General features: G+C 63.9%; 20 protein-coding genes. 11 read left to right on the top strand and 9 right to left on the bottom strand.

Going from position 1 to position 22,841, the window contains the following annotated elements:
- Positions 1 to 80 precede the first annotated feature (80 nt).
- From tssG to ACEI37_RS10670, 7 genes are all read right to left on the bottom strand, one after another.
- Positions 81 to 1,172: a type VI secretion system baseplate subunit TssG gene (tssG, locus tag ACEI37_RS10700; protein ID WP_373376679.1), complete on the bottom strand. Its 1,092-nt coding sequence runs from the start codon at positions 1,170 to 1,172 to the stop codon at positions 81 to 83.
- Positions 1,136 to 2,983 carry a type VI secretion system baseplate subunit TssF gene (gene tssF, locus ACEI37_RS10695; RefSeq protein ID WP_373376678.1) on the bottom strand — a complete coding sequence of 616 codons (1,848 nt, stop codon included), beginning with the start codon at positions 2,981 to 2,983 and terminating at the stop codon, positions 1,136 to 1,138. The genes tssG and tssF overlap by 37 nt, the downstream gene beginning before the upstream one ends.
- Before the next feature lie 86 nt (positions 2,984 to 3,069).
- Positions 3,070 to 3,543, bottom strand: a complete 474-nt coding sequence (gene tssE / locus ACEI37_RS10690; RefSeq protein ID WP_012355845.1) for a type VI secretion system baseplate subunit TssE — start codon at positions 3,541 to 3,543, stop codon at positions 3,070 to 3,072.
- Between the two features lie 60 nt (positions 3,544 to 3,603).
- Positions 3,604 to 4,107 (bottom strand): type VI secretion system tube protein Hcp, encoded by a 504-nt coding sequence (locus ACEI37_RS10685; protein ID WP_012355844.1) that lies wholly within the window; start codon positions 4,105 to 4,107, stop codon positions 3,604 to 3,606.
- A 94-nt stretch (positions 4,108 to 4,201) separates the two neighbouring features.
- Positions 4,202 to 5,692, bottom strand: a complete 1,491-nt coding sequence (gene tssC, locus ACEI37_RS10680) for a type VI secretion system contractile sheath large subunit (protein ID WP_373376677.1) — start codon at positions 5,690 to 5,692, stop codon at positions 4,202 to 4,204.
- On the bottom strand, positions 5,685 to 6,200 hold the full coding sequence (gene tssB, locus ACEI37_RS10675; protein ID WP_012355842.1) for a type VI secretion system contractile sheath small subunit: 516 nt from the start codon (positions 6,198 to 6,200) through the stop codon (positions 5,685 to 5,687). The genes tssC and tssB overlap by 8 nt, the downstream gene beginning before the upstream one ends.
- Positions 6,201 to 6,236: 36 nt before the next feature.
- Entirely contained in the window at positions 6,237 to 6,818 is a 582-nt protein-coding gene (locus tag ACEI37_RS10670; protein WP_373377759.1) for a tetratricopeptide repeat protein, read from the bottom strand.
- A gap of 302 nt (positions 6,819 to 7,120) precedes the next feature.
- Between ACEI37_RS10670 and tssJ the strand changes: the two genes are divergently transcribed.
- From tssJ to ACEI37_RS10635, 7 genes are all read left to right on the top strand, one after another.
- On the top strand, positions 7,121 to 7,813 hold the full coding sequence (gene tssJ, locus ACEI37_RS10665; RefSeq protein ID WP_373376676.1) for a type VI secretion system lipoprotein TssJ: 693 nt from the start codon (positions 7,121 to 7,123) through the stop codon (positions 7,811 to 7,813).
- A gap of 40 nt (positions 7,814 to 7,853) precedes the next feature.
- Positions 7,854 to 9,200 (top strand): type VI secretion system baseplate subunit TssK, encoded by a 1,347-nt coding sequence (tssK, locus tag ACEI37_RS10660; RefSeq protein WP_373376675.1) that lies wholly within the window; start codon positions 7,854 to 7,856, stop codon positions 9,198 to 9,200.
- The gene (gene icmH / locus ACEI37_RS10655) at positions 9,197 to 9,991 is read left to right on the top strand and encodes a type IVB secretion system protein IcmH/DotU (protein WP_373376674.1); all 795 of its coding nucleotides are present in this window, start codon (positions 9,197 to 9,199) and stop codon (positions 9,989 to 9,991) included. Before tssK ends, icmH begins: the two co-directional genes overlap by 4 nt.
- Before the next feature lie 78 nt (positions 9,992 to 10,069).
- Positions 10,070 to 12,895 (top strand): type VI secretion system Vgr family protein, encoded by a 2,826-nt coding sequence (locus ACEI37_RS10650; RefSeq protein WP_373376673.1) that lies wholly within the window; start codon positions 10,070 to 10,072, stop codon positions 12,893 to 12,895.
- Between the two features lie 22 nt (positions 12,896 to 12,917).
- Entirely contained in the window at positions 12,918 to 14,462 is a 1,545-nt protein-coding gene (locus ACEI37_RS10645; RefSeq protein ID WP_373376672.1) for a hypothetical protein, read from the top strand.
- The gene (locus ACEI37_RS10640; RefSeq protein WP_373376671.1) at positions 14,459 to 15,538 is read left to right on the top strand and encodes an Imm71 family immunity protein; all 1,080 of its coding nucleotides are present in this window, start codon (positions 14,459 to 14,461) and stop codon (positions 15,536 to 15,538) included. The genes ACEI37_RS10645 and ACEI37_RS10640 overlap by 4 nt, the downstream gene beginning before the upstream one ends.
- 108 nt (positions 15,539 to 15,646) lie before the next feature.
- Entirely contained in the window at positions 15,647 to 16,582 is a 936-nt protein-coding gene (locus tag ACEI37_RS10635) for a hypothetical protein (RefSeq protein WP_373376670.1), read from the top strand.
- A 193-nt stretch (positions 16,583 to 16,775) separates the two neighbouring features.
- Here the strand turns inward: ACEI37_RS10635 and ACEI37_RS10630 are convergent, their stop codons facing one another.
- Positions 16,776 to 17,207, bottom strand: coding sequence for a hypothetical protein (locus tag ACEI37_RS10630; protein WP_373376669.1), 432 nt, complete (start codon positions 17,205 to 17,207; stop codon positions 16,776 to 16,778).
- Positions 17,208 to 17,338: 131 nt separating this feature from the next.
- On the opposite strand from ACEI37_RS10630, the gene ACEI37_RS10625 reads away from it, so the two are divergent.
- Together ACEI37_RS10625 and ACEI37_RS10620 are read left to right on the top strand one after the other, a co-directional pair.
- Positions 17,339 to 17,608 (top strand): hypothetical protein, encoded by a 270-nt coding sequence (locus tag ACEI37_RS10625; protein WP_373376668.1) that lies wholly within the window; start codon positions 17,339 to 17,341, stop codon positions 17,606 to 17,608.
- Entirely contained in the window at positions 17,533 to 19,176 is a 1,644-nt protein-coding gene (locus ACEI37_RS10620) for a bifunctional UDP-sugar hydrolase/5'-nucleotidase (protein WP_373376667.1), read from the top strand. The genes ACEI37_RS10625 and ACEI37_RS10620 overlap by 76 nt, the downstream gene beginning before the upstream one ends.
- A 24-nt stretch (positions 19,177 to 19,200) precedes the next feature.
- Here ACEI37_RS10620 and ACEI37_RS10615 read toward each other — a convergent pair whose 3' ends face one another.
- Positions 19,201 to 20,541 carry an MFS transporter gene (locus tag ACEI37_RS10615; protein WP_373376666.1) on the bottom strand — a complete coding sequence of 447 codons (1,341 nt, stop codon included), beginning with the start codon at positions 20,539 to 20,541 and terminating at the stop codon, positions 19,201 to 19,203.
- Between the two features lie 279 nt (positions 20,542 to 20,820).
- On the opposite strand from ACEI37_RS10615, the gene ACEI37_RS10610 reads away from it, so the two are divergent.
- Positions 20,821 to 21,414, top strand: a complete 594-nt coding sequence (locus ACEI37_RS10610) for a TetR/AcrR family transcriptional regulator (protein WP_373376665.1) — start codon at positions 20,821 to 20,823, stop codon at positions 21,412 to 21,414.
- Positions 21,415 to 21,525: 111 nt separating this feature from the next.
- Complete coding sequence (locus tag ACEI37_RS10605; RefSeq protein WP_373376664.1) at positions 21,526 to 22,830, top strand: MFS transporter; 1,305 nt, start codon at positions 21,526 to 21,528, stop codon at positions 22,828 to 22,830.
- The last annotated feature ends 11 nt before the right edge of the window (positions 22,831 to 22,841 follow it).

The raw sequence follows: 22,841 nt of genomic DNA, 5'->3' as shown, positions 1-22,841 counted from the left end.
GGCGGCTTGGGCTCCGGTAGGTCTTAATCGCGTTGGTGGCGCGCGTTAGTGGCGAAATCGGGACGAAATCAACTTGGTACTTAGTGCACGGGGGCAAGCGTGTAGCGGGCATCGCTGCGGTCATGGCGCGCGGGCCTGGTGCTGAGGAAGGTATCCCAGCCAAGCCTGCCGCTGCCCTCGGCGCCGAGCGCGCAGCCGGATACGTCGCTGGCGCGCAGGATCAGGCCGACTTCGTACTCCAGCGTCGCGCCGCACAGCACCGTCACCATCTTGCGCAAGGCCAGGGCGCCTTCGGCGCCGGGCAGAAAGTTGCGATACTGTTCGCGGCCCAGCGGCCCCATCCAGATCCGCACGCGCAGGTCCCGCTGCCAGACGCGAGTCCCGGCAAGCGCAGTGGCGCCCAGCAGGTTGTTGGTGCCGCCAAGCCGTGAATACTGGGACGGCGGCACCTGGTACCAGCCGCCGACGAACTGCTCCACGCGCACTTCAGCCTGGAAGTAGTCGGACAGCACCTGCTGCAAATAGGCGGCCGATACCGGCCGGTGGCGCGCGGCGGTGGCATACCCGGCCAGCGCTTCGTCATGCACGACCCCGGCAGTGGCCGACAGGCTGCGCCGCATCGACTTGTCCGCCATGCCGGCGAGCGACAGCAGCAGGGGCAGGTAATGCCGGTTGCGGTCGACTTCGTGCTGGAACGGCAGCCGGTATTTTTTCCACGCCTGGTAGAACAGCGCCGTGGCGCGATTGGAAAAGATATCGAAGAAGGCACGTGCGGCGCGGTCGCGGCGCAGGGTTTCGCGCTCCGCCACGATCTCGGTGTAGTGCAGCGGCAGCGCGCCCTGCGCCCCCAGCATCCCGAAGAAGGTCGGCGTGATCGACACCTGGTCCAGCGCACCATCGGCCAGGGCCTGTGCAAAGGCCGCATCGCTATCCAGTTCGCCATTCAATGCCGTGGCGGCCTCGATGGACTGCAGCTCGCTGGGCGGGAACGACAGCGACAGGGTGTTGCGGAAGGCGACGCGCGTGGCCAGCACCTGCTCCGGCGTGCCGGCACCTTCGCGCGCATAGTGGAGCTCGAGCAACCGCACCGCCTGGAAGAACTCATAGCGATAGGGTTGCCGCAGCAGCGTGCGGATTACACCAGGATCGATTCGCCGCTGCGGGGTGCGCATCTTGCCAGTTCCTTGCCGCCGCGGCGCGATACCGCGACCAGCTGCACAAAGCTGTTCAGGTGGACATAGAGGCCAAAGAAATGATCCATGACCCGGATAAAGCGATGCAGGCCGGTGCCGACGAAGGCATCCTCGTCCAGCGTCAGCTGGATCTCGAGCCCGCGTACAAAGGTGGCGAACGGCTTGCCGGCCAGCCACTGCGTCGTCGGCTTGTAGTCCAGGCCGACGATGCCTTCGATCTGCCGCGCCGAGATCGCGCTGCGCGGCAGGTCATGCAGGCGCAGCATCTCCTTGAGCGTGGCCAGGCCGTTCTGCACCAGGGACAAATGATTCAGCGCCAGCAGCGAAACCAGCCGCCACTGCGACGAACGCCCGCTGCTCAGCCGCATCGACGGCGTTGGCTTGCGCAGGAAGCTGATGCGGCGAGCGATCGAGCTGCCCTCCATGGTCAGGTCGCCATCGGGCTGGCCGAACGCCAGCAGCGCGGGCAGGTCGCGGTTGGTGCAGGTTACGCTCAGGCTCAGCGTTTCCGTGCGCGGGCTGGCGGGATCGAAGTCCGAATCGACGATGGAGATTTCGGTCTCGAAGCCTGGGCTGCGTTCCGCTACCAGGGCATTGCGACGGGCGATCCAGTAATGGCCGGCGCTGCCCGGATCTTCACCGTGGTGCAGAGAGTAGAACGGCCGGAACTCCACCACGTCGTGACTGGCGGCGGTTTCACGCACCAGTTGCACCTGGTCGATCGAATAGATCTCGAAACCGTGCGCCCGGCGGCTGTCGGCCACCACCGGATAAGCGGTGGCGGTATGCTCGATGCGGATCGGGTCGGCCTTTTGCCGGAACAGGTTGACCACCGGCGTGCAGTGCAGGCGCAGGTGAGCCGCGCCAAGCCCTTCAAGCAGACGCGCGGTGTTGCTGTCGCTGCGGATCTCGGTCAGCACCAGGTGCAACGTCAAGCGGCGCGCGGCGGCGCCGGCCGATAGCGCGCGCTGAACCGGATCCAGGTCGAGATCGAAGAAGTTGAACTTCTCGGCAAAGCCGAAATGCTCGCTCAGCAGACGGTATGCCGGATGCGAGCGCGCGGGGGTGTCGATCAGCGCCTCGTCCGCGCCGAAACCCACTTCGCGCAGCGGCACCCGCTGCAGGCGCTTCCACACACCGGGGCGCTCTTCCACATATGCCGCGGCCACGTGCAGGAACAGTGCGTCGCCCAGCGCCGCCACGAATGACGGCTCGCCATCCAGGTAGACGCGCACCGCCTGGCGGCCCAGTGCATCGAAGCCGCCCTGCTCCCCCAGGTACTCCAGTTCGATCGAGATGGCGCCCGTGGCGCCATTCGGCAAGGTCACCGTCGACGGCGCGGACACAGCCCGCTCAAAGCCGGCGGCAGCGACCCGCAACGGCAGGAAAGTCACGTCATAGGCCGTGCGGAAACGGCACTCCACCTTGCGCACCGGGCGCGTGGTCAGCAACGTGCCGCGCGGCACTTTGACCGGCGCGCTCAACTGCGCGGCCATGCCGGCCACGTCGAAATGCGCAATGGAACAGGACGGAAACGGGCTCAGATAATGCGGATACAGCACCTCCAGCAACGCTTCGGTGAATTCGGGGTACTCGTCGTCGAGCTTCTTGCTGATGCGGGCGGACAGGAAGGCGAACGATTCGATCATCCGCTCGACGTGGGGGTCGTCGCAGCCATCGGCCGACATTGCCAGGCGCGCCGCAATCTTGGGATAGCGCTCGGCAAAGTCGCGCGAATACCGGCGCAGGAAGGCCAGTTCGCGTTCGTAATATGGCAGCAAGTCTTCCATTCTGTGTGGCCGGTGGTGACACTAGTAAGGCGGGTACGCAGCGATTGAGGTCTGTGGCTCCGACCGCCAACCCGACCCGCCGCGCTTCAGCCCCGCCCTCGCGTGACCGAGTACTGCAGCGTCGATGGCTGCAACATGGCATCGAAGCTGACCGGCTCGCGCGCGGGCCCCACCAGCAGTACTGCACTGATGCCAAAGCACAGCACACTGGTGGCCCGCTCGTTGACCGACAGCGCGACGTTGACGTTCTGCAAGCGCGGCTCATGGCGCTCAATGGCGTTGCGCAGCGACTGGCAGATGTACTGGCGGTCATCGAAGCTGGCCAGGCTCAGCCCCGCGAAGTCATTGAGCCCATAGGTCAGCAGCGACCGCCGGCATTCGGGCAAGCCGTTGAAATCGGCATCCTCATGGACGATGCGCGTATTCAGCAGCGACTCGATGTCGCGTGCGACCGTTGCCTTCAGCTCCTCCAGCGACAATTGCCGCAGCGCGCTGGGCAGCGGCGCGTGCGGCTCGTCGTCGAAGAGCTTGTCGAGCAGGCTGGGCTCAAAGCCTTTCATGGGAGCGAACAAGCAAATGCCGCGGCAACGCTGCCGCGGCAAGGCTTGACTGCAGGAACGTCAGACCGAGTAGGTCTTGTCGTTCTTGGTCAGGCTCCAGGCGCCCTGGGAGTTGCCGCCCTGGTTGCCGCCGATCTTCTGCTGCGTGTACTTCCACTGCACGGCAGCGTACTTCAGCGTGAAGCTGTCGCTCGGAATGCCCTCGGCTACCACGTTGGCCGACACCGCGCCGAGGATGGCGTTCTTCAGCTTGATTTCCAGGTACTTGACCCGCTTGCCTTCACCGTCGGCACGCAGGAAGTCGATGGTGACTTCGTCGAACGTGGTGCCGCCCGACACGTGCTGGTACAGCAGCGGGCTGACCACGTCCAGATCCTTGGTGAACACCATCTCGCCGTGCTCGCAACGCTCGGCGGTATGGCCGCCCGCGGTGGACGCGGTTGCCGAACGCGGCTGCGTGATGCTGTGTTTCCAGGTGTTGACCTCGATCCAGTCCTTGTGGTCCTTGTCTTGCGATTCGCCCTTGATTGCCGGGCTGCCGAACTTGACGTAGATATCCTTCATGGAAAGACCCTCGATGAAAATCGCTATTTAGGCTTCTTGCCAGTTTCCTGGCATTGCTAGGTACTGCGCCCGCATTCCCCCGCAGGGATCACGGTCAGGAGTTTGCCGCTTTCGGCAAATCCGCAACCAGCCGCAGCGAGATCGAAAGTTCATCAAGCTGGAAGTGCGGGCGCAGGAAGGCGACGGAGCGGTAGGTGCCCGGCTTGCCGGGTACCTCCGACACCTGGATCGAGGCTTCCCGCAGGGGGAACTGAGCCTTCTGCTCCTGGCTGGCGTTGTCGTCCAGCAGAACGTATTGCGAGATCCAGCGGTTCAGGAAGCTCTCCACGTTCTGCGCTGAAGCAAAGCTGCCGATCTTGTCCCGCATCATGGCCTTCAGGTAATGCGCCACGCGCGACACCGAGAAGATGTACTGCAGCTGAGCCGACAGCACGGCATTGGCGTTGGCGCTGTCAGTGTTGTACTTCTTGGGCTTCTGCACCGATTGGGCGGCGAAGAACGCGGCATAGTCCGAGTTCTTGCAGTGCACCAGCGGGATGAAGCCGAGGTCGCTCAACTCCTTCTCGCGGCGATCGGTGATGGCGATCTCGGTCGGGCACTTGAGTGCGATCTCGCCATCGTCGGTCTTGAAGGTATGCGTCGGCAGGTCCTCGACCAGGCCGCCGCCTTCGACGCCGCGGATGGCTGCGCACCAGCCAAAATCTTCAAAGGCTGCGGTCAGACGCGCGCCGAAGGCCCAGGCGGCGTTGCACCACAGATATTTGCCATGATCGGTGCCGTCCACGTCCTCGACGAAATTGAAGCCCTCGACCGTGGTGCCGTCCTTCGGGTTGTACGGCAGGCGCCCCAGGAAGCGCGGCATGGTCAGGCCGACGTAGCGCGAATCCTCGGATTCGCGGAACGACTTCCACTTGGCATATTCGACGGTGTCGAACACCTTGGCCAGATCGCGCGGCTTGCCGAGATCGGCGAACGTCTCCAGGCCGAGCAGCTCGGGCGACGCCGACGCAATGAACGGTGCGTGCGAGGCCGACGCCACGTGCGACATCTGCTCGATGAAATACACGTCCTCGGGCTGGCGCGTAATCTCGTAGTCGCCGATCAGCGCGCCGAACGGGGCGCCGCCAAAGGTGCCGAACTCTTCTTCGTAGACCTTCTTGAACAGCGCGCTCTGGTCGAAGTCGATCGCGGTCTTGAAGTCACGCACCAGGTCGCGCTTGGTCGCGTTCAAGGCCTTGATCTTGATCATCGTGCCGGTCTGCGTTTCCTTGACCAGGTACGACAGGCCGCGCCACGTGCTCTCCAGCTTCTGGAACTCCGGCGCATGCATCACGGCGCTCAGCTGGGCCGAGATCAGGCGATCCAGCTCGGCCACGCGCGCATCCAGCGTCGCCGACAGGTTGTCGGACACCACCACGGTGCCGTCCAGCACCTGGGTGACCAGCTCGCCGATGATGTCCTTGGCGCGCGCATGCTCGGAATCCGACTTCGCCACCTTGCTTTGCTCGACGATCTCGTCGAGCAGGTTCAACGTGCCGACAGCCGCGCCGGGCTGGGCCACTGCAGCGGATTGGTTATCAAGCATCGTCGCCACCGTTCCTGGCATTGGCACCGAGCTTTTGCAGCGACTCGGTATTGGTCAGCACTTCGGAGAGCAGGTCTTCCAGCTTGTCGTTGCCAGCCAGCTTGTTGCGCAGGTCGGCCAGCTTGGAGCGGGCTTCGAGCAGCTTGCGCAGCGGCTCGATCTGCTCGACCACGGCTTCCGGATTGAAGTCTTCGAGGGAATGGAACTTCAGGTCCACGCCAAACTTGCCGCCTTCCTCGGAAAGCGTGTTGGGCACCTGGAACGCCGCGCGCGGCTCGATGCCGGCCATCACGTCGTCGAAGTTGTCGCGGTCGATATTGACGAACTTGCGGTCGCGCAGCTTGGGCTGCGCCACTTCCGACTGGCCCGACAGGTCAGCCACCACGCCCACGACAAACGGCAGTTCCTTCTGCTCGATGGCATCGCCCTTCTCGACGTCATACGTCAGTTGCACACGGGGGGGACGCACCTTCTGCAGGCGCTTCTGGACACTTTCTTTCTTGGCCATCACTACTCTCCGATCTGGCGGAATCCGGTCTGGGAATCAGCGCAGGGCGCCGAACGGGTCTGCGCTGCCGCCGCCCGAAGCTGCGGGCTGTGCCGGCTGCGCCGCGGCGGCGGTCGGCTTGGCAGGCGCGGCACGGCGGCGCGGCACCGGCTTGGCCACGGGCGCTGCATTCTTGTCGCGGGGGAACAGCACTTGCTCGCCCAGCGTGTCGCGCAGCATCTGGGCCAGCAACTGGGCGTCGGAGCGGACGTCGCCAGCCAGGGCGCTGTCGGCGCGCAGTTCCTGCAGCGAGCGGCGCGCCACGCGCAGGCCGCTGACCGCCAGCACGCTCTTGGCCTTGCGGTCAGTGGCGTCGCGCTGCAGCGCTTCTTCGGCCGCGACGATCGCCTGCGGATAGTGCTCGGCACCAAACTCGATTTGCGCCATGCGCGACCATGGTTCTTCGCGCGTCGGATTGTTCTTGGCGATCTGCTCGAACAGGCTGATGGCCTGCTCGCGCTGTCCGCTGGCCAGGGCCGCTTCGGCCTCGGACATGCTCTGCTTGAACGACTCATCGCTCTGCGGCCCCGGGTTGGAGGTTGCACAGCCGGCGAGCAGCACGGCGGTGCTGGCCAGCATCACCAGGGTGCGATGGATTCCTGACTTGGGCTTGTAGTCGTTCACGGCGAGTCTCTGTGAAAGTTCAAGATTGCTGCGGGGCGATTCGGGCCTGGCCCTGGCAAGATCCGTCTGGGGAAAAGTGCCAAATGCCAATAATGTCAGAACTGTGTTGAACCCGAATTGGCCGGAATAGTACACTCTGCCGCTTACGGCTGACAACAGATCGGCGGATATTGTCAGCATTAGTACTTTTTGGTAGTTCTCTACCGTTTTGTCGGATAAGTCTCCGTCTGCTGAGTTAGATAGTTCTTACTTCTGTCATGCGCCAAATTGAATTCAGTCTGGAGCCGTACCGCGCGCCTGCCGCTCATGCGCCGCGCAGCTACGCCATGTGCCAGCGCGCCAGGCTGGGCGCAGGCCTGGCTGCGGCGGTTTGTGTAGCGGCGCTGACAGGCTGCTCGGTCGGCGGCACGCTGCTGGCGGGCGCAGCCAGCGGGGCGCTGGAGGCTGTTGGCCTCAAGCCGTCCAACCTGCCGGAATCCCAGAAGCCGCCGCGCGAAGTCCCGCTGAAGCTGTACGCCGGCAACAACCTGAATGCGGCAGCCGATAACCGGCCGGCCGCCATCGTGGTGCGGCTCTACAAACTGAAGGATCCCACCAGCTTCCTGCAGGCGCCGTTCGATACCTTCATCGACCCGCAACGAGAGCAGAAGACACTGGGCGCCGATCTCGTACAAGTTAGAGAGATGACTCTAATTCCCGGCCAGCGCTATGAAATCGTGGAAAAGATCACGCGCGAGGCGGGCACCTTCGGCGTGGTGGCGCTGTTTCGCAGCCCTGCCCCGCAGCGCTGGAAATTCGCCTTCGACAGCGCCAGGAGCGAGAAGTCCGGCGTGACCATTGGCCTGCACGCCTGCGCCATGACGCTGACGGTTGGCGATGCCATCACGCCGGCGGGCGCCGCGTCCAGCAGCAACCTGAACCTGGTCTCGGCAGCCGGCTGCCGCACCTGACGTAGCCGACCCGGCACCAACAAGGACAACAAAGGCAACCGTGAGTTATTCCGCCAAGATTCTGTGGGGCGAAGGCCTGTTTCTGCGGCCCCAGCATTTCCAGCGGCAGGACGCGTACCATGAGTCGCGCCTGCACGCCACCGCGCAAGTGATCCAGCCCTACGGTTGGGGCGTGCGCAACGCCAGTTTTGACACGGACGCGCTGGCCAGCGGAGTGCTGCGCGTGACCGAGCTGTCGCTATTCTTTCCCGACGGCGAGCTGTATTCCGCGCCCCAGGCCGATGAACTGCCACCGCCGGTGGTGCTGGACGCGATTCCCGCCGGTACTTCGGAACTGACCTTCTACCTGGCCCTGCAGCCGCTGCATGATGCCGGCGGGAACTACCGCGATGACGTGGAAGGATCGCTGTCGTCCCGCTATGTCGGTCTGCAAAGCGAAACGTCGGATCTCTTCACCGAAGCGGAACCGGCAGCCATCACCTACCTGAAGAAGGCCGTGCGGCTGGTGGCCGAGACCGAGCCGCGCGACCAGTTCATCTCTCTGCCGGTCGTGCGCATCCGGCGTACCGCGACCGGCGGCTTCGAGCTAGACGAGACTTTTGTCGCCCCCAGCCTGTCGATCAATGCATCGGCCGTGCTGTACCTGCGCCTGCGACGGCTGATCGATGCGCTGCAGGCCAAGGTCAATGCGCTGTACGGCTTCCATCGCGAACCCACCAAGAACATTATCGAGTTCCGCTCGGGCGACATCGCGTCGTTCTGGCTGCTGCACACCGCCAACGCCTCTTTCGCTGCGCTGGCACACCTGTTCCACCATCCCGAACTGCATCCCGAGCGGTTGTTCCAGGAGATGCTGCGCCTGGCCGGCGCGCTGATGACCTTCTCCAAGAGCCACACGCTGGCCGATCTGCCGGTCTATGACCACGACAGTCCGGGCCCGGTCTTTGCGCGCCTGGACAGCATCATCCGCGACCTGCTCGATACCGTTATCTCCACGCGCTACTTCTCGATCGCGCTGGACGAGACCCGTCCCTCGTTCCATCTGGGGCGGCTGGATTCGGGCAAGATCGACGACAAGACCAGCTTCTACCTGTCGGTCAGCGCGGACATGCCCGTGGCCGAGCTGGTCGAGGCCATCCCCAGCCGCTTCAAGGTCGGCGCGCCCGACGATGTGGACAAGCTGGTCCTTTCATCAATGCCGGGCGTGCCGTTGACCTACACGCCGCAGGTGCCGCCCGCGATCCCGGTGCGTCCGGGCGCGTGCTATTTCGCGGTCGAAGCGCGCGGCGCGCTGTACGACCGCATGCTGCAGGCCCAGACCATCACCATCTACACCCCGGCCGGCATCCGGGAACTCAAACTAGAACTGATCGCGGTGACCGCATGAGCGCTACCTCCACGCCTTCGCTGTTCGGCGCTTCGCCGTCCGGCCAGCCCTCTCCTGCTGCTGCGGGCTCCGCCGACGGCGCCATGCACGCCCGCACGCTGCTGGACCTGCTCTACGATGGCTTTTTCATGCTGTTCCTGCTGCGCAATGGGCAGCAGCCCGGCAGCGCCGAAGAGTTCCTGCAGAAGGTGCGCGACTTCCTCGATGACTTCGAGCGCGGCGCCAAGCGGCTTAACGTGGCGGCCGAAGACATCTTCGATGCCAAGTACGCGTTCTGCGCCGCCATCGACGAGACCATCCTGGCGTCGAACTTCAGCATCCGCAGCACGTGGGAGCGGCGGCCGCTGCAACTGGTGCTGTTCGGCGAGCAACTGGCCGGCGAAGGCTTTTTCACCAAGCTGGAAGAACTGCGCGCGCATGGCGCGCCGCGCCTGCAGGCGCTGGAAGTCTTCCACATGTGCCTGCTGCTGGGGTTCCGCGGCAAGTACATCCTGGAAGGGCCAGAGAAACTGGCTTACCTGACCGCGCGGCTGGGCGACGAGATCTCGGCGATCAAGGGCAAGCGGGCCGCCTTTGCGCCGCAATGGCCGATCCCGGACAAGATCTCGCACGCACTCAAGCGCGAAACCCCGTTGTGGATTTTCGGCGCGGTCTTTGCACTGATCGCACTGCTGGCCTTCCTGGGGCTGTCGACCACGCTGCGCTCGCAGACCAGCGATACGCTGCAGGGCTACTCGCAGGTGATCAAGCTGGGCCCGCGTTATTCGCACCTGACCATCTCGCTGCCCTGATGCCGCGTTGATGCCATCGAAGGCGGTCCTGCCGCATCCAGGCCCGCATGCCGAACCCTCTAGCGCGAGCCCGCTCCGATGAAGCCCTTGTCCTCATATCCGTCATCCGCGATGGCCGCCCTGTCCGGGCTGCTGGGCCAGCGCACGCGCCAGATCACGCTGGAGACGTCGCTTACCGCCGACGACCTGGTAGTGGAGCGCTTCGTCGCGCACGAGGGTGTCTGCACACCGTTCCAGCTGCAGATCGACTGCCTTAGCCCGTCGGCACACCTGGACACCGCCCGCCTGGCCGCCGAGGAAATCACGCTGCGGCTGATGCTTGCCGACGGCACCCGCCGCGCCTGGCACGGCTATGTGCAGACCTGCGCGGCCATCGGCGGCGACGGTGGCCTGGCGCGCTACCGGCTGACGGTGGGCACCTGGTTCGATCGCCTGCGCGCGCGCACCGATTGCTATGTCTACCAGGACAAGACCGCGCTGGAGATCATCGAAGACGTGCTGGATGACTACCCGCTGGCCCAATTCCGCATGGTGGTGAGCCAGCCGCTGCGCAAGCGCTCGGTCTGCTGCCAGTATCGCGAAACGGATCTTGCCTTTGTCACGCGGCTGCTGGCGGAAGAAGGCCTCTCCTATCGCTTCGAGCATCAGCAGGACGACGCCGAACAATCCAGCCAGGATGACAAGGCCCAGTCCCGCCATTGCCTGGTGATCTTCGACAACCAGGCCGAACGCCCCGCCTGCGCGCAGCCCAGCATCCGCTTCCACCGCAGCGACGCCACCGAGCGCGAAGACGCCATCGACCATTGGTCACTGCAGGCAGCCGCTGGCACCAACGCCGTCACCGTCGCCTCGTGGGACTACAAGTCCCTGGCGGCGACCGCCGCCGACGCCGGCAGCGAAAGCCTGGGCGAATGGCCCACGCTGGAGTCCTTCGAAACGCGGGGCACCTACCGCTTCCCCGACGCCGACGCCGCTCGCCGCGCCGCACAGTTGCGCGCGCAAGCCCATGAAAGCCGCTACCTGCGCTACGAAGGCGAAGGCAGCGTCCGCGCCCTGGGCGCCGGCGAACGCTTCACGCTGACCGGGCACTTCGACACCGCCTCGAACGAGTTCGTCACGCTGGCCGTGCGCCATGAAGCGGCCAACAACCTGGGGGCCGAGGTAGCGCTGCTGCTGGGCCTGTCCGACATCGAAGCCGGCAGCTACCGCAACCGCTTCGAAGCGGTGCGCGCCGACGCCCCGATCGTGCCGGCGTACTTGCCCAAGCCCACCGCGCCGGAAGGGCAGCCAGCCGTCGTCATCGCCGAAGGCGGCGCCCCGCTGACCACCGAGCGCGATCACCGCGTGCGCGTGCGCCTGCCCTGGCTGCGCGCGCCAATGGCCGACCCCAAGGCCGACACCGCCGCCGACCCGGCCCAGGACGACCTGACCCAGGTCACCGCCTGGGTGCGCGTGGCCACCGCCGCGGCCGGTCCGAATTGGGGCGTGCATCACCTGCCTCGTGCCGGCACCGAGGTCATGCTGACCTACCTCGATGGCAACATCGACCGCCCGATGGTGGTGGCGCAACTGCACAACGAACAGGACGCCCTGCCCTGGCCCGCCACCGAGGCCCCGCTGAACACTGCGCTGTCCGGCTGGCATTCGCACAACCTGGGCGACGGCGGCTACAACCAGTGGGTAGTCGACGACAACACCGGCCAGCTGCGCATGCGCCTCGCAAGCTCCGCCGCCGACACCCAGCTCAACCTTGGCTACGTCATCGCGCAGGCCCCCGCCAGCGGTGAACGCGGCGCCTGGCGCGGCACCGGCGCCGAACTGCGCACCGACGCCTGGGCCATCGTGCGCGCCGGCAACGGCTTGCTGCTGTCGACCACGGTCCAGGCCAGGGCCGCCGGCACCATGCTCGACATCCGCGAAGCCCGCGGCCAGATCACGGCCGCCGAGCGTACCGCCCAGCGCCTGTCCGATGCCGCCACCTCGCAGCAGGCGCTGCCGCTGGGAGCCGTCGCCGCTTTCGAACCGCTGACCAGGGCCATCGACCCGCAGCAGGACGGCAGCTATCCGGACCGCGTCAACGAGCAGGACGCCAAGCGACCCGATACCGGCACCGCCGCCGAGCGCTTCGGACAACCGTGGCTCGTCGCGGAATCGCCGAGCTCGATTGCACTGGCCACGCAGGCCACCACCAGCATCTTTGCCGGACGCCACCTGTTGGGCTTGGCACAGGCCGACTGGCATGTCGGCGCCGGCAACACAGTCGCCGCGGCCGCGGCCAAGGGCGTGAGCCTGTTCAGCCAGAACAACGGGATTCGCGCCATTGCGGCCGGCGGACCGGTTTCCATCCAGGCCCATACCGATGCGCTGGCAGTCATGGCGGACAAGGCCGTGACGGTGACTTCATCGACTGACGGCATCGAGGTGCTGGCGCAGAAGAAAGTGGTGCTGCACGGTGGCTCGTCGCGGATCGTGCTGGATGGGAATGCGATTACGTTTGAGACGCCGGGGTTGTTGTCGGTGAAGGGGGCTGGGCATCCGTTGGTGGGGGGTGGGGGGAATCCGGCGGAGTTGGCGGCGCTGCCGGTGGGGGCGATGTCGCCCTCGACGCTAATGCTTGATCACCGATATCACGACGACGAAGGCCTTGCAGGCGCCCAATACTTTGCGAAGTTGGCTGACGGCTCTGAACGTCAGGGAACACTCGATGCGCAGGGACGCGCCGTCATTGAAGGCATTCCTCCGGGGCCCGTGCAGGTCAGCTTCGGCCCGATGCCAGGCGCCTTCGAACGCAAAGACAAGACACCGACGCCCGGCCACGACCCTAATCCGACGGAAGCCAAGTTAGCCAGCCTGGTGGACAAATACCTGTCCACTGAGACGGATCCGGAAGCAACGTCCGCTTAGCCTACTCCAGAAGCAAGAAAAAATGCCTTCAGCTGCAAACACAACGCCACCGGGTGGCCTCACCTGGAGTCGCTTCCGTGCCATCTGCGCCGACGTCGGCAGTTGGACCTGGGGTACGGTCCAGGGCGCCTTCAATGAGAAGGCAAGTTTTTCCCAAATCATCGTAGATGCCGTAATCGGCATGATCCCGCTTGTTGGCGATGTGACCGCCGTTCGCGATATTATCGCCGTCGTTATTGGCATGGTCGACAAGCCGGAGAAGCGGGAAAGTGTCTGGGAGTGGGTGCTGCTCGTTGTTCTTGTCGTTGCCTTGATTCCTGTATTCGGTGGTGTCATCAAGGGCGTCGGCCGCATTCTCATCAAAGTCTGCAAGGAAGCCGCTGCGCTGAAGGGCGCTGCGCGAGCCGCTAAGCTGCTTGAAGGCGCTAATGAAATCATTGCTTTCCTGAACCGGATAGGTGTCAAGAATGCTGAACGGTGGCTGCTAAAGCTGCGTTTTGCGGATCATCAGGCAGCGATCATGGAACGATTCGCGGCATTGATGAACAACTTGTATAAGGTACTCGGTCAGATTAAGAACAAGGCCGGCACAGCGATCCCGGCGGTCTTGTTACGACGAATCGATGGTCTGCGCAGTGGACTGCTACAACTCAAAGCCAAGGGAAACGAAATGATTCCTAAGGCTATCAAGGAATTGGATCAATATCTAAGGGAGGTCCAAGCCTATATTAGATCGGGTGGCGAGTCGACTAGTCGAAAAACGATGCATCAGGTGGCCACAGGGCAGCGGGTCATTACTCGGGCCGATGAGGCGAGATTGGTTGAAAATGGATCGCTGCCTGTGCGCTCCGCCAGGGGAGGCTGGAAGCAAAACGAAGCTCTCGTTCGCGATCCGGGAACTTGGAGAAGCAAGTATCGGCCAGCGCCTGGATATCCGGACCTTACCGCCCGAACCTCACCTGACGGTAAATTCTATCCCGCCATTCGAGCTTATAGCGGAAAGTTGGTCAATCGTGAACTGAAGCAGGGCGAGAGAATATTCCGATTCTTTGGCCCCGAGGGCACCACTCACGGCAAGAAAATTAATGAGACCTTCCCCGGCGGGGCCTGGTGGGGACTTGGCTCACCACCGAAGTCGGCAAAGGAATGGCGCGAACGAGCAGCCGTCTTGGATGAATTCAACCGTGATGGGTTCTTCGTTACTGGAAGTGTGAACGGGAAGACCGGGCCCAAGGCAGTAGTCGGGACCGTTGCGGAGCAGACTGGCGAGATGCTACCCGGTCAATACCTTCCCGGAGGGGCAACTCAGGCATTCTTCTTCCTCGACAAGAAGGTGTCCGACGCGCTGGAAGCACTTGGAAAAAAGGTCATTGCGACCGGAAAAGCAGCGACGTGGACAGACGAGGTCAGTGGCCTGACCTTTCGCATAGCTCCCACCGGATGGACGGACGCAAACGGTGTCTGGGGATACAAGTCACCTTTGGGACAAGGTACAGTTCAGACCTTGCGGCTTGGTGCACGCGAGAAAGCAACGAAAGAAAACCGGCAAGTATTGGTGAAACCATGAAACCGAGCTCCGTCAATAACATCCATCTACCAAACGACGATGAGCGTCGAAAAATATTTCATTGGCTCAAGCGAATCAGTTCATACACAGCATGGAAACGCATTCTTGAATACTACGAGGCCTGGACGCTCGCCATCGAAAAATGTAGAAAACTGGCTAGTGAATTGGGTAAGGAGCATTCTTCACAAATTACCGAATCTCACTATATCGACGCCCTGGAAGGGCTCGCCCACTTTGAGGATGCGGTACTCCGACTTAAAGCTGGAGACAAGCTAGTATTTAAATATGACGTTAACGGCCTCCTTGCACTGGCAGATCGGCCTCGATCGTATTGGGGAAATTACCTGGTTCGTGTTGATTGGCGAGAACAACCAGCGATCGAGGAGCCTAGCAGTCCTGGGGCGACTAGCTTTCTCAATACCTTTAAAGATCTCTCGGAGGCTTGGGGAGAGTGTTCCGACATACTTGAAAGCAAATGGCTTGATGACGCCGCACCATATAGTTTTGGCAGCTGGCTGCGAGATCAACTCGCCAGCATGCATTTCCCCGATTTCCTAGTCGATGTACCTGACCCAAAGGTACCATTGCTCATTTCAACCGGAAACACCATTCCTTATTCCGGAATATGGGAACCTGTTGAGGTTCCGAAATCAGTTGGATTTTCGCTATTCAAGAAAAAGGAAGAACCCAAAGGACCATTCCCGATCAGCGGATGTATGAACTACTTGCACGCGGGATCGCCAGCCCCAGCATCGAGGTACGAACATCAGGATGAAAGTCTTTCAGAACCTGTAACCTGGCGTCTGCTATGGAAGGATACGCGCTACGAAGATGGTTCAATCCCTGCGGAGGAAGACGAGTATGTCTTCCAGAAGCCAAATGGAGCTACAGATGATTCTTCCGCGACAAGCGAAACGGATAGCACCATGATTTGGTTCGAAACAGGCCAGCCCGCCCCAAAAGCGGGACGTTGGCTTCCAGAAGATGACCTCTCCGTGAGCATCGTCGTGCAAGCCGGCGAAAAACTTCCTATGCATCGAGGCCGCTCGACCCGGTGGGTTTTTGCCTCCGATTAGACGCTTCATTGATTCAGGAATACGAGGCAAGTCCCGAAACTGATGCGGTCTGGGGTACAAGGGCGAACGCCCCGCCCGCGCACAAGCCAGCGTTCCTGACGATATTCAATGAGTTCCACCAACCTGAAACACTATCCAATCGCGCAGCGAAATCTCGACCAGGATGCTTGGTTCCTGTATCAAACCAGTTCGCTCGCCTACTATGAGTGTTGCGCGCGCCTGTGCGAGGACTTCGCCCACCTCTATGACTCCCTGATCACCGATAACGACGTACACGGTGCAGCAGCGCTAGACTACTGGGTAGCACGTTATCGCTCCCATGCGAGTAGCATCAGACGAGGCATCCGGTTCGTTGAACTTGGCGGCGATTACATGTCGCTCCTTGATCTGATCGAGGCACCGTCGACCGATTTTCGCGGCATGATCGAACAGCCGCTTGGCTGGATGTCGGATGAGGAGCGATCACGCTGGGACCTTGCCATCCAAAAGGTGATCTATGCCTGCGGCACCGCAGCTACCACACTTGACAATAACCGCGGCAAGGGCAGCCTTTGGCTGCAGCGAATGAATATCGGTGCCGACCAGGTTTACTTGAACCGTGACGACAGCCATGCCGGTGACAGCACAGAGGCAATCGAGCTTCTAAACAGGCAAGGTCTCCTTCCTAAACCCTCCGTTTATCCTCGCCACACCATCGACCAAATTTTGACCACCGCCCCAGGACATGCATGCCCTCGAAGCGGAGTTTGGGTGCCCAAGCAATGGCTCGATGGCGCGAAAGATTTCAGTTTGGCCTTCGGCGTACACGGCCAGCCAATGCAGCCGGCCTATCGTATCATCGGACTGGAGACAGATAATCCCTTTGCCGGATTCGATGACGAAATGGCCGAAGCGTATGAAGCGGTGGCCCAGGGGTCGCCTGTCACCGAGGCAATGGATACAACGTGGTTCTTTATCGATCCGGCACCCATATCGACTCAAGGTGCCGAGGACCAAACCTATCACATGCGTTGTGAAGCCGGACAACGGAAAAACTCTGGCTAGTCCCGCTCACTGCAACGCCCCTTCGATCAGGATAGCCTGCATGCGCTGCTCACGCGCTGTCCACTAGGGAAGGCTGATTTTTCAGCTGTGCTCGGCTCGGGCCAATTGGCCAAGGAAGGGATACGCGACTTGCTCCGGGCGTACAGCGAATAGTCTGGATGCGACTATCGCGCACAGCAATTTCTCCAGCATTTCACCGCCCCCTTTCCCGCTCCATCTTCTCAATCACCCTCACCCTCTGCCCACAATCCCCCGGCACCGCCTTGCACAGCGTCTTGTCATCCACCCCCAGCTTGCACTGCAAGACCCGAAACTCCCGCAAATAAACCCGCGCCGCCGCCTCGGCCCCCGGCAACGACAAACGCGCCGAACTATTGGCCCCGACCCACGCATAGTAGTAATGCCCGAGCAACCGCGCCGTCGTATCCTTGCGCCCCCGCGGAATCTCGCGGGCGACGGCGTCGATGCAGGAGCGGTATTCGTCGGCGTCGTCATGCATGTATTCCTGGCAGGCCGCCATGGCATGCCGGCTTGCCTGCGCCACGGCTGGCGGCAATTCGGTGGTGGCGGCTTGGGTAATGCCCGTGGACACGGCCAGTGCGCAGGCGATCAGGTAGGGATGCATTGGCGTTCGGTGCATGGCGTCTTTGATGGCGCTTCAGGTTAGCGCCATGGCATGACATCCCCGCGTCATGAAGCAGTCACGATAGGCCCATAGAGTGGCTGCCTGCAGCCGCTTCCCAAAGGATGGGCCACATGACACGCAAACGGTATGTCGTCGCGAGCCTGGGTGCGCTCGCTCTTGCAGGCATCGTTGCTGCCTGCGGTTCCGGGAATGACGAGAGCGGCTCGGCGCCGTCGAGCCCCGCTCCGGTGGCGGATGCTCCGGTATCGGTCAAGATCATCGGTCTCAATGATTTCCACGGCAACCTGGAAGCGCCGGCGGCAGCGTGGTGGTACAGGATGCCGCCAGCCCGGCTGGCACGCGGGTTTCGGCGGGCGGTGCCGCATACCTGGCCGCGCTGATCCAGACCCTGAAGGCGAAGAATCCGAATAACGTGGTGGTGGCCGCCGGCGACATGGTGGGCGCTTCGCCGCTGGTTTCCGGGGCGTTCCATGAGGAGCCGGCCATCGATGTGCTGGGCCAGATGGGCTTGGAGATTTCATCGGTCGGCAATCACGAGTTCGACAAGGGCCGCGATGAGCTGCTGCGGCTGCAGAACGGGGGCTGCTTTCCGCGGTCGGCCGACGGCCGGCGCGGCATTGTCGGCGTGGATACGTGCATGACCAACGGCGCCTACGCTGGGGCGAAGTTCCAGTACCTGGCGGCCAATGTCATCGACCAGGCGACCGGCAAGCCGCTGCTGCCGGCATACCAGATCAAGACCTTCGACTGGGCCAAGGTGGCCTTTATCGGCATGACGCTAAAGGACACGTCGTCGGTGGTGACACCCGCGGGCACGGCGGGCCTGACGTTCGAGTCCGAGGCAGACACAGTCAATAAGCTGATTCCGGAACTGCGCCAGCAGAACGTCAATGCGATCGTGGTGTTGCTGCATGAAGGCGGAGCGACCACGGCGGGCACGGTGAACGACAAGAGCTGCCCGGGACTGAACGGTGCCGTCGTATCGATCGTCGACAAGCTGGATCCCGCCGTGGATATCGTGATCAGCGGCCACACGCACCAGGAATATGTCTGCACGCGGCCGGACGGCAAGCTGCTGACGCAGGCGGGCTTCTACGGCCGGCTGGCTTCGGAAATCGATATCACCATCGATCCGGCCACGCGCCGGATCTCCTCCAAGCTGGCGAACAACCGCGTGGCTGTCAACGAGCTGGTGATCAAGGACAGCCAGGGCAAGCCGATCCCGCTGCCTGCCGGCTATACGGCGCTGCCGAAGGACAGCGCAGTCGACGCGAAGGTCAGCCGTTACGTGGCACTGACCGCGCCGATCAAGAACGCGGTGGTGGGCGCCATCACCGCGAGCATCGATCGCACCCAGACGGCGGCGGGCGAGTCGGCACTGGGCGGCCTGGTGGCGGACGCCTACCTGGCCGGCACGTCGGATGCATCATTCGGGCCGGCGGTGATCGCCTTCACCAATCCCGGCGGGCTGCGCCAGAACCTGACGTACGACGCCGCCACCAATGGCCAGACCACGTTCGGGCAGCTCTATGCCGTGATGCCCTTCGGCAACAGCATGGTGACGATGAACCTGACCGGCGCGCAGATCCTGCGTCTGCTGGAACAGCAATGGGAAGCCCCACAACCTGCGGGCGGGCGCGTGCTGCAGGTTTCCGGCGGCTTTACCTATACCTGGGACGCAAGCAAGCCGGCCGGTGCCGCCGCAGGACAGGGCAATCGCGTCGATCCGGCCTCGCTGCGGCTCAATGGCGTCGCCATCGACCCGGCAAAGACCTACCGCGTCACGGTGAACAACTTCATGGCCTCCGGCGGCGATAATTTCACGGTGCTCACGCAGGGCACGAACCAGCAGGCCGGTCCGGTCGATATCGATGTCTTCGAAAGCTATTTCAGGGCGAAATCCCCGGTCAGTCCAGGCGCGGCCAACCGCATCACGCGCCTGAACTGAAAGAGCGAGCGGCGGATCCCGCCGCTACGACCGCGGCGCAGCAGCCGCCAGCCGCATCCAGCTGGCCACGGCACCGGCGCCGGCAAACGCCGCGCCCAAAGCCAGCGCCAGACCCGGCCCGTGGTCGCCGGCGATGCCGAAGCACAATGCCACCAGCGCCGCCCCGGTGGCCTGCCCCAGCAGCCGCGCCGTGGCCACCACGCCGCTGGCGCCGCCGCTGCGCTCGCGCGGGGCGCTGGTCATCAAGGCCTTGAGATTGGGCGACTGGAAGAAGCCGAACCCGGCGCCGCACAGGCACATGCGGATCCCGATATCGAGCGTGCTAGGGTTGTCCGGCAGCAGTGCCAGCGACAGCATGCCGGCACTAAGCACGGCCAGGCCCACGCCGCCGAGCACGGCCGGCGGATAGCGGTCGGACAGGCGCCCGGCCAGCGGCCCGATCAGCGCCACCACCACGGACCATGGCGTCAGCAGGAAGCCGGTCTCCACCTGCCCTCGCCCCAGCACGTGTTGGAAGTAGAACGGCAGCGACACAAAGGCCAGCCCCTGCGCCGCGAACGAACACACCGCCGTCAAAGTCGACAGCGCGAACATCGGCCGCCGGAACAGGTCTACCGGCAGCATCGGCGCCGGATGGCCGCGTTCGCGCCACAGCAGCAGCCCGAACGCCACCACGAAGATACCGGCTGCAGCCAGCGACAGATGCAGCGGCGCGCGCTGCGCGCCCTCGCCCAGCGCGAGGATCAGCGCGGCAAAGGCAATCACGCTGAGCGCCGCTGCCACACGATCGAAACCGTGCGTGCTGCGCGCCGTCAGCGGCAGCGAGCCGCGCCCGATCGCCAGCGCCAGCAGGCCGATCGGCAGGTTGACGGCAAACAGCCACGGCCATGTGCCGAATGACAGGATCACCGAAGCCACTGTCGGCCCCACGGCGAACGAGACGCCGACCACCAGCGCATTCAGCCCAAGCCCGCGGCCAAGCCGGTGCGCGGGAAAGATCGCGCTGATCAGCGCCGTGTTGACGCTCATGATGGCTGCCGCGCCGATGCCCTGCAGCACGCGCGCCGCCGCCAGCGTCGGCAGCGACCACGCCAGCGCGCACACCACCGACGCGGCCGTGAACAGCAGCACACCGCCCAGGTAGATGCGCCGGTGGCCAACCACGCCGCCCAGCGCGGCGAACGGCAGCAGCATCGCCACCATCGCCAGCTGATAAGCATTGATGACCCACACCGAGGCGGCCGGGGTTGCACGAAGATCCGCCGCGATCGATGGCAACGCCGTGTTGGCAATGGCGGTATCCAGCGTGGCAAGGGCGACGGCGATGAGGATGGCTGCCATGCCGCGCCGCTCGCGCGAGGTCATGGCGTCTGCTGCGGAGGCGGTCTGGGGAGGGGCTGTGCTGGACACTGTCTTTACCGGTTGCCGCCATGGCCGGCGTCGACGATGCAGGAGCGCACCGTGGGCGAATGGCGGTCGTCAGGCAAGACGATACGGGAAAACCCTTCACCTTGCTGAAGACGGGTTCATATGTATGCACATTACCGTTACGGGGAGAGGAATTAGATGATGCCCAACATCTATTGAATAAATGACGTACATCATCTAAGCTTTGCGAAAGCCCAATCCCAGCGAGGTCAGCAGATGGCACGCGCATCACGCGAGCAAACCGACAAGAACCGCGAGGCGATCGAACAGGCGTCGTCGCGGCTGTTCCGCGAGCGCGGCCTGAATGGCGTCAGCGTGGCGGAGGTGATGGCCGATGCAGGCCTGACCCATGGCGGCTTCTATGGCCACTTTGCTTCGAAGGATGCGCTGGCGGCTCAGGCCTGCAAGCGGGCGTTCGAAGAATCCACCGCGCGCTGGCAGCGCCGCCTCGACCGTGCGGGCGGCGACCACAAGGCCATGCTCGCCAATCTGGTCGAGCCCTACCTGACCGCCGCGCATTGCGCCAACCCGGGCGTCGGATGCGCGGCAGCCGCGCTGGCTGTAGACGTTGCACGCGAGCCCGCCGGCAAACCGGTGCGCCAGGCCTATGCGGAGGGGCTGCGAACGATGATCGATGACATGGCCCAGACCGTGGCGTCAGCTGATCCCAAGCAACGCCACGACCAGGCACTGGTGCGCATGGCGCTGCTGGTCGGCGCCCTCACGCTGGCGCGGGCCACTGAAGGCGATCCGCTATCCGACGAGATGCTGAACGCGGTGCGGACGCACCTGCTGGGCAACACCGGCTAGCATCAAGCCATTCTCTTCCCAAAGCCTGACCAGCAACCCGCCGCAGCGAGCGGCGGGACGCCCTTTCTTTGCCTTTTTCAACCGCATCCAGACCGAGAGCACAAGAGCCCCATGTTCGCGCAAGCCCTTTCCCGCCGGCTCGACCGGCGCGGCATCCACTACGCGTGGCTGATCGCCGCCCTGACCTTCCTGGTCATGCTCACCACCTCGGCCGCGCTTGGCCTGCCCGGGGCCTTCCTGCAGCCGCTGAGCCGGGAGATGGGCTGGAACACCGACCAGATCTCGTCGATCCTGGCATTCCGCTTTGCCCTGTTCGGGCTGATGGCGCCGTTCTCGGCGCTGCTGATGGACCGCTTCGGCGTGCGCAACGTGGTCTGCGCCGCGCTGGCGCTGATTGCCGGTGGCATGGCGCTGGCCACGGTATCGACCGAGTTGTGGCAGCTCTTCGTGGCGTGGGGTCTGATGCTGGGCGTCGGCTCGGGGCTGACCGCGCTGGTGCTGGCGGCCATCGTTGCCAATCGCTGGTTCAGCGCACGGCGCGGCCTGGTGATGGGCATCCTGACAGCCAGCGCCGCCACCGGCCAGCTTGCGTTCCTGCCGGTGGCAGCCTGGCTGATCGAGCATATGGGCTGGCGCGTGGCCGTGTTGCCGGTGCTGGCGGCGTGCGCGGTGCTGGCATTGCTGGTATTCGGGCTGATGCGCAGCCGGCCCGCCGATGTCGGCCTTGCCGCATTCGGCGAAGTCCTGGCCACCACGCCCGTGCCGCCCGCAGCCCAGGCCCCTATGCCGTTTACGCTGAGCGGACCGTTCCGTGTGCTGCGCGACGCGACGCGTACCCAGGCGTTCTGGGTGCTGGCGGGCACCTTCTTCATCTGCGGCCTGAGCACCAACGGCCTGATCCAGACCCATTTCATCGCACTGTGCGGTGACTTCGGCATGGGTCCGGTGCCGGCGGCGTCGGCGCTGGCCATGATGGGCGCGTTCGATTTTGTCGGCACCATCCTGTCGGGCTGGCTGTCCGACCGCTACGACAGCCGCAAGCTGCTGTTCTGGTACTACGCACTGCGCGGCCTGTCGCTGTTCTGGCTGCCGCATTCGACCTTCACGCTGTACGGGCTGTCGATCTTTGCGATGTTCTATGGCCTCGACTGGATCGCGACGGTGCCGCCGACGGTCAAGCTGGCGGCCACGGCGTTCGGCCGCGAGCGCGCGCCGATGGTGTTCGGCTGGATCTTCGCGGCACACCAGATCGGCGCGGCCGTGGCGGCGTTCGGCGCGGGCCTGAGCCGTACGCTGCTGCTGACCTATACCCCGGCGCTCTACGCCGCGGGCGCAGCCTGCATGGTGGCGGCGCTGATGGCGTTGATGGTCAGCCGCCAGCGTGCAGGGGTGGCCACGGAAGCTGCGCGCGCCTAAGCCAGGCGCGA

It is taken from the genome of Cupriavidus nantongensis, assembly GCF_041726985.1.
Classification (GTDB): Bacteria; Pseudomonadota; Gammaproteobacteria; order Burkholderiales; family Burkholderiaceae; genus Cupriavidus; species Cupriavidus nantongensis_A.
The sequence above is the reverse complement of the archived record's forward strand: the minus strand, read 5'-3'. Positions and strand labels throughout refer to the sequence as shown.

Coding starts and splice junctions, on each gene's coding strand:
- icmH (WP_373376674.1), top strand. CDS start 9,197: ATGAGCGCTACCTCCACGCCTTCGCTGTTCGGCGCTTCGCCGTCCGGC.
- tssJ (WP_373376676.1), top strand. CDS start 7,121: ATGCGCCAAATTGAATTCAGTCTGGAGCCGTACCGCGCGCCTGCCGCT.
- ACEI37_RS10615 (WP_373376666.1), bottom strand. CDS start 20,541: ATGACCTCGCGCGAGCGGCGCGGCATGGCAGCCATCCTCATCGCCGTC.
- ACEI37_RS10640 (WP_373376671.1), top strand. CDS start 14,459: ATGAAACCGAGCTCCGTCAATAACATCCATCTACCAAACGACGATGAG.
- ACEI37_RS10605 (WP_373376664.1), top strand. CDS start 21,526: ATGTTCGCGCAAGCCCTTTCCCGCCGGCTCGACCGGCGCGGCATCCAC.
- ACEI37_RS10670 (WP_373377759.1), bottom strand. CDS start 6,818: ATGCTGGCCAGCACCGCCGTGCTGCTCGCCGGCTGTGCAACCTCCAAC.
- ACEI37_RS10630 (WP_373376669.1), bottom strand. CDS start 17,207: ATGCATCCCTACCTGATCGCCTGCGCACTGGCCGTGTCCACGGGCATT.
- tssE (WP_012355845.1), bottom strand. CDS start 3,543: ATGAAAGGCTTTGAGCCCAGCCTGCTCGACAAGCTCTTCGACGACGAG.
- ACEI37_RS10610 (WP_373376665.1), top strand. CDS start 20,821: ATGGCACGCGCATCACGCGAGCAAACCGACAAGAACCGCGAGGCGATC.
- tssF (WP_373376678.1), bottom strand. CDS start 2,983: ATGGAAGACTTGCTGCCATATTACGAACGCGAACTGGCCTTCCTGCGC.
- ACEI37_RS10685 (WP_012355844.1), bottom strand. CDS start 4,107: ATGAAGGATATCTACGTCAAGTTCGGCAGCCCGGCAATCAAGGGCGAA.
- ACEI37_RS10625 (WP_373376668.1), top strand. CDS start 17,339: ATGACACGCAAACGGTATGTCGTCGCGAGCCTGGGTGCGCTCGCTCTT.
- ACEI37_RS10645 (WP_373376672.1), top strand. CDS start 12,918: ATGCCTTCAGCTGCAAACACAACGCCACCGGGTGGCCTCACCTGGAGT.
- ACEI37_RS10650 (WP_373376673.1), top strand. CDS start 10,070: ATGAAGCCCTTGTCCTCATATCCGTCATCCGCGATGGCCGCCCTGTCC.
- tssB (WP_012355842.1), bottom strand. CDS start 6,200: ATGGCCAAGAAAGAAAGTGTCCAGAAGCGCCTGCAGAAGGTGCGTCCC.
- tssG (WP_373376679.1), bottom strand. CDS start 1,172: ATGCGCACCCCGCAGCGGCGAATCGATCCTGGTGTAATCCGCACGCTG.
- tssC (WP_373376677.1), bottom strand. CDS start 5,692: ATGCTTGATAACCAATCCGCTGCAGTGGCCCAGCCCGGCGCGGCTGTC.
- ACEI37_RS10635 (WP_373376670.1), top strand. CDS start 15,647: ATGAGTTCCACCAACCTGAAACACTATCCAATCGCGCAGCGAAATCTC.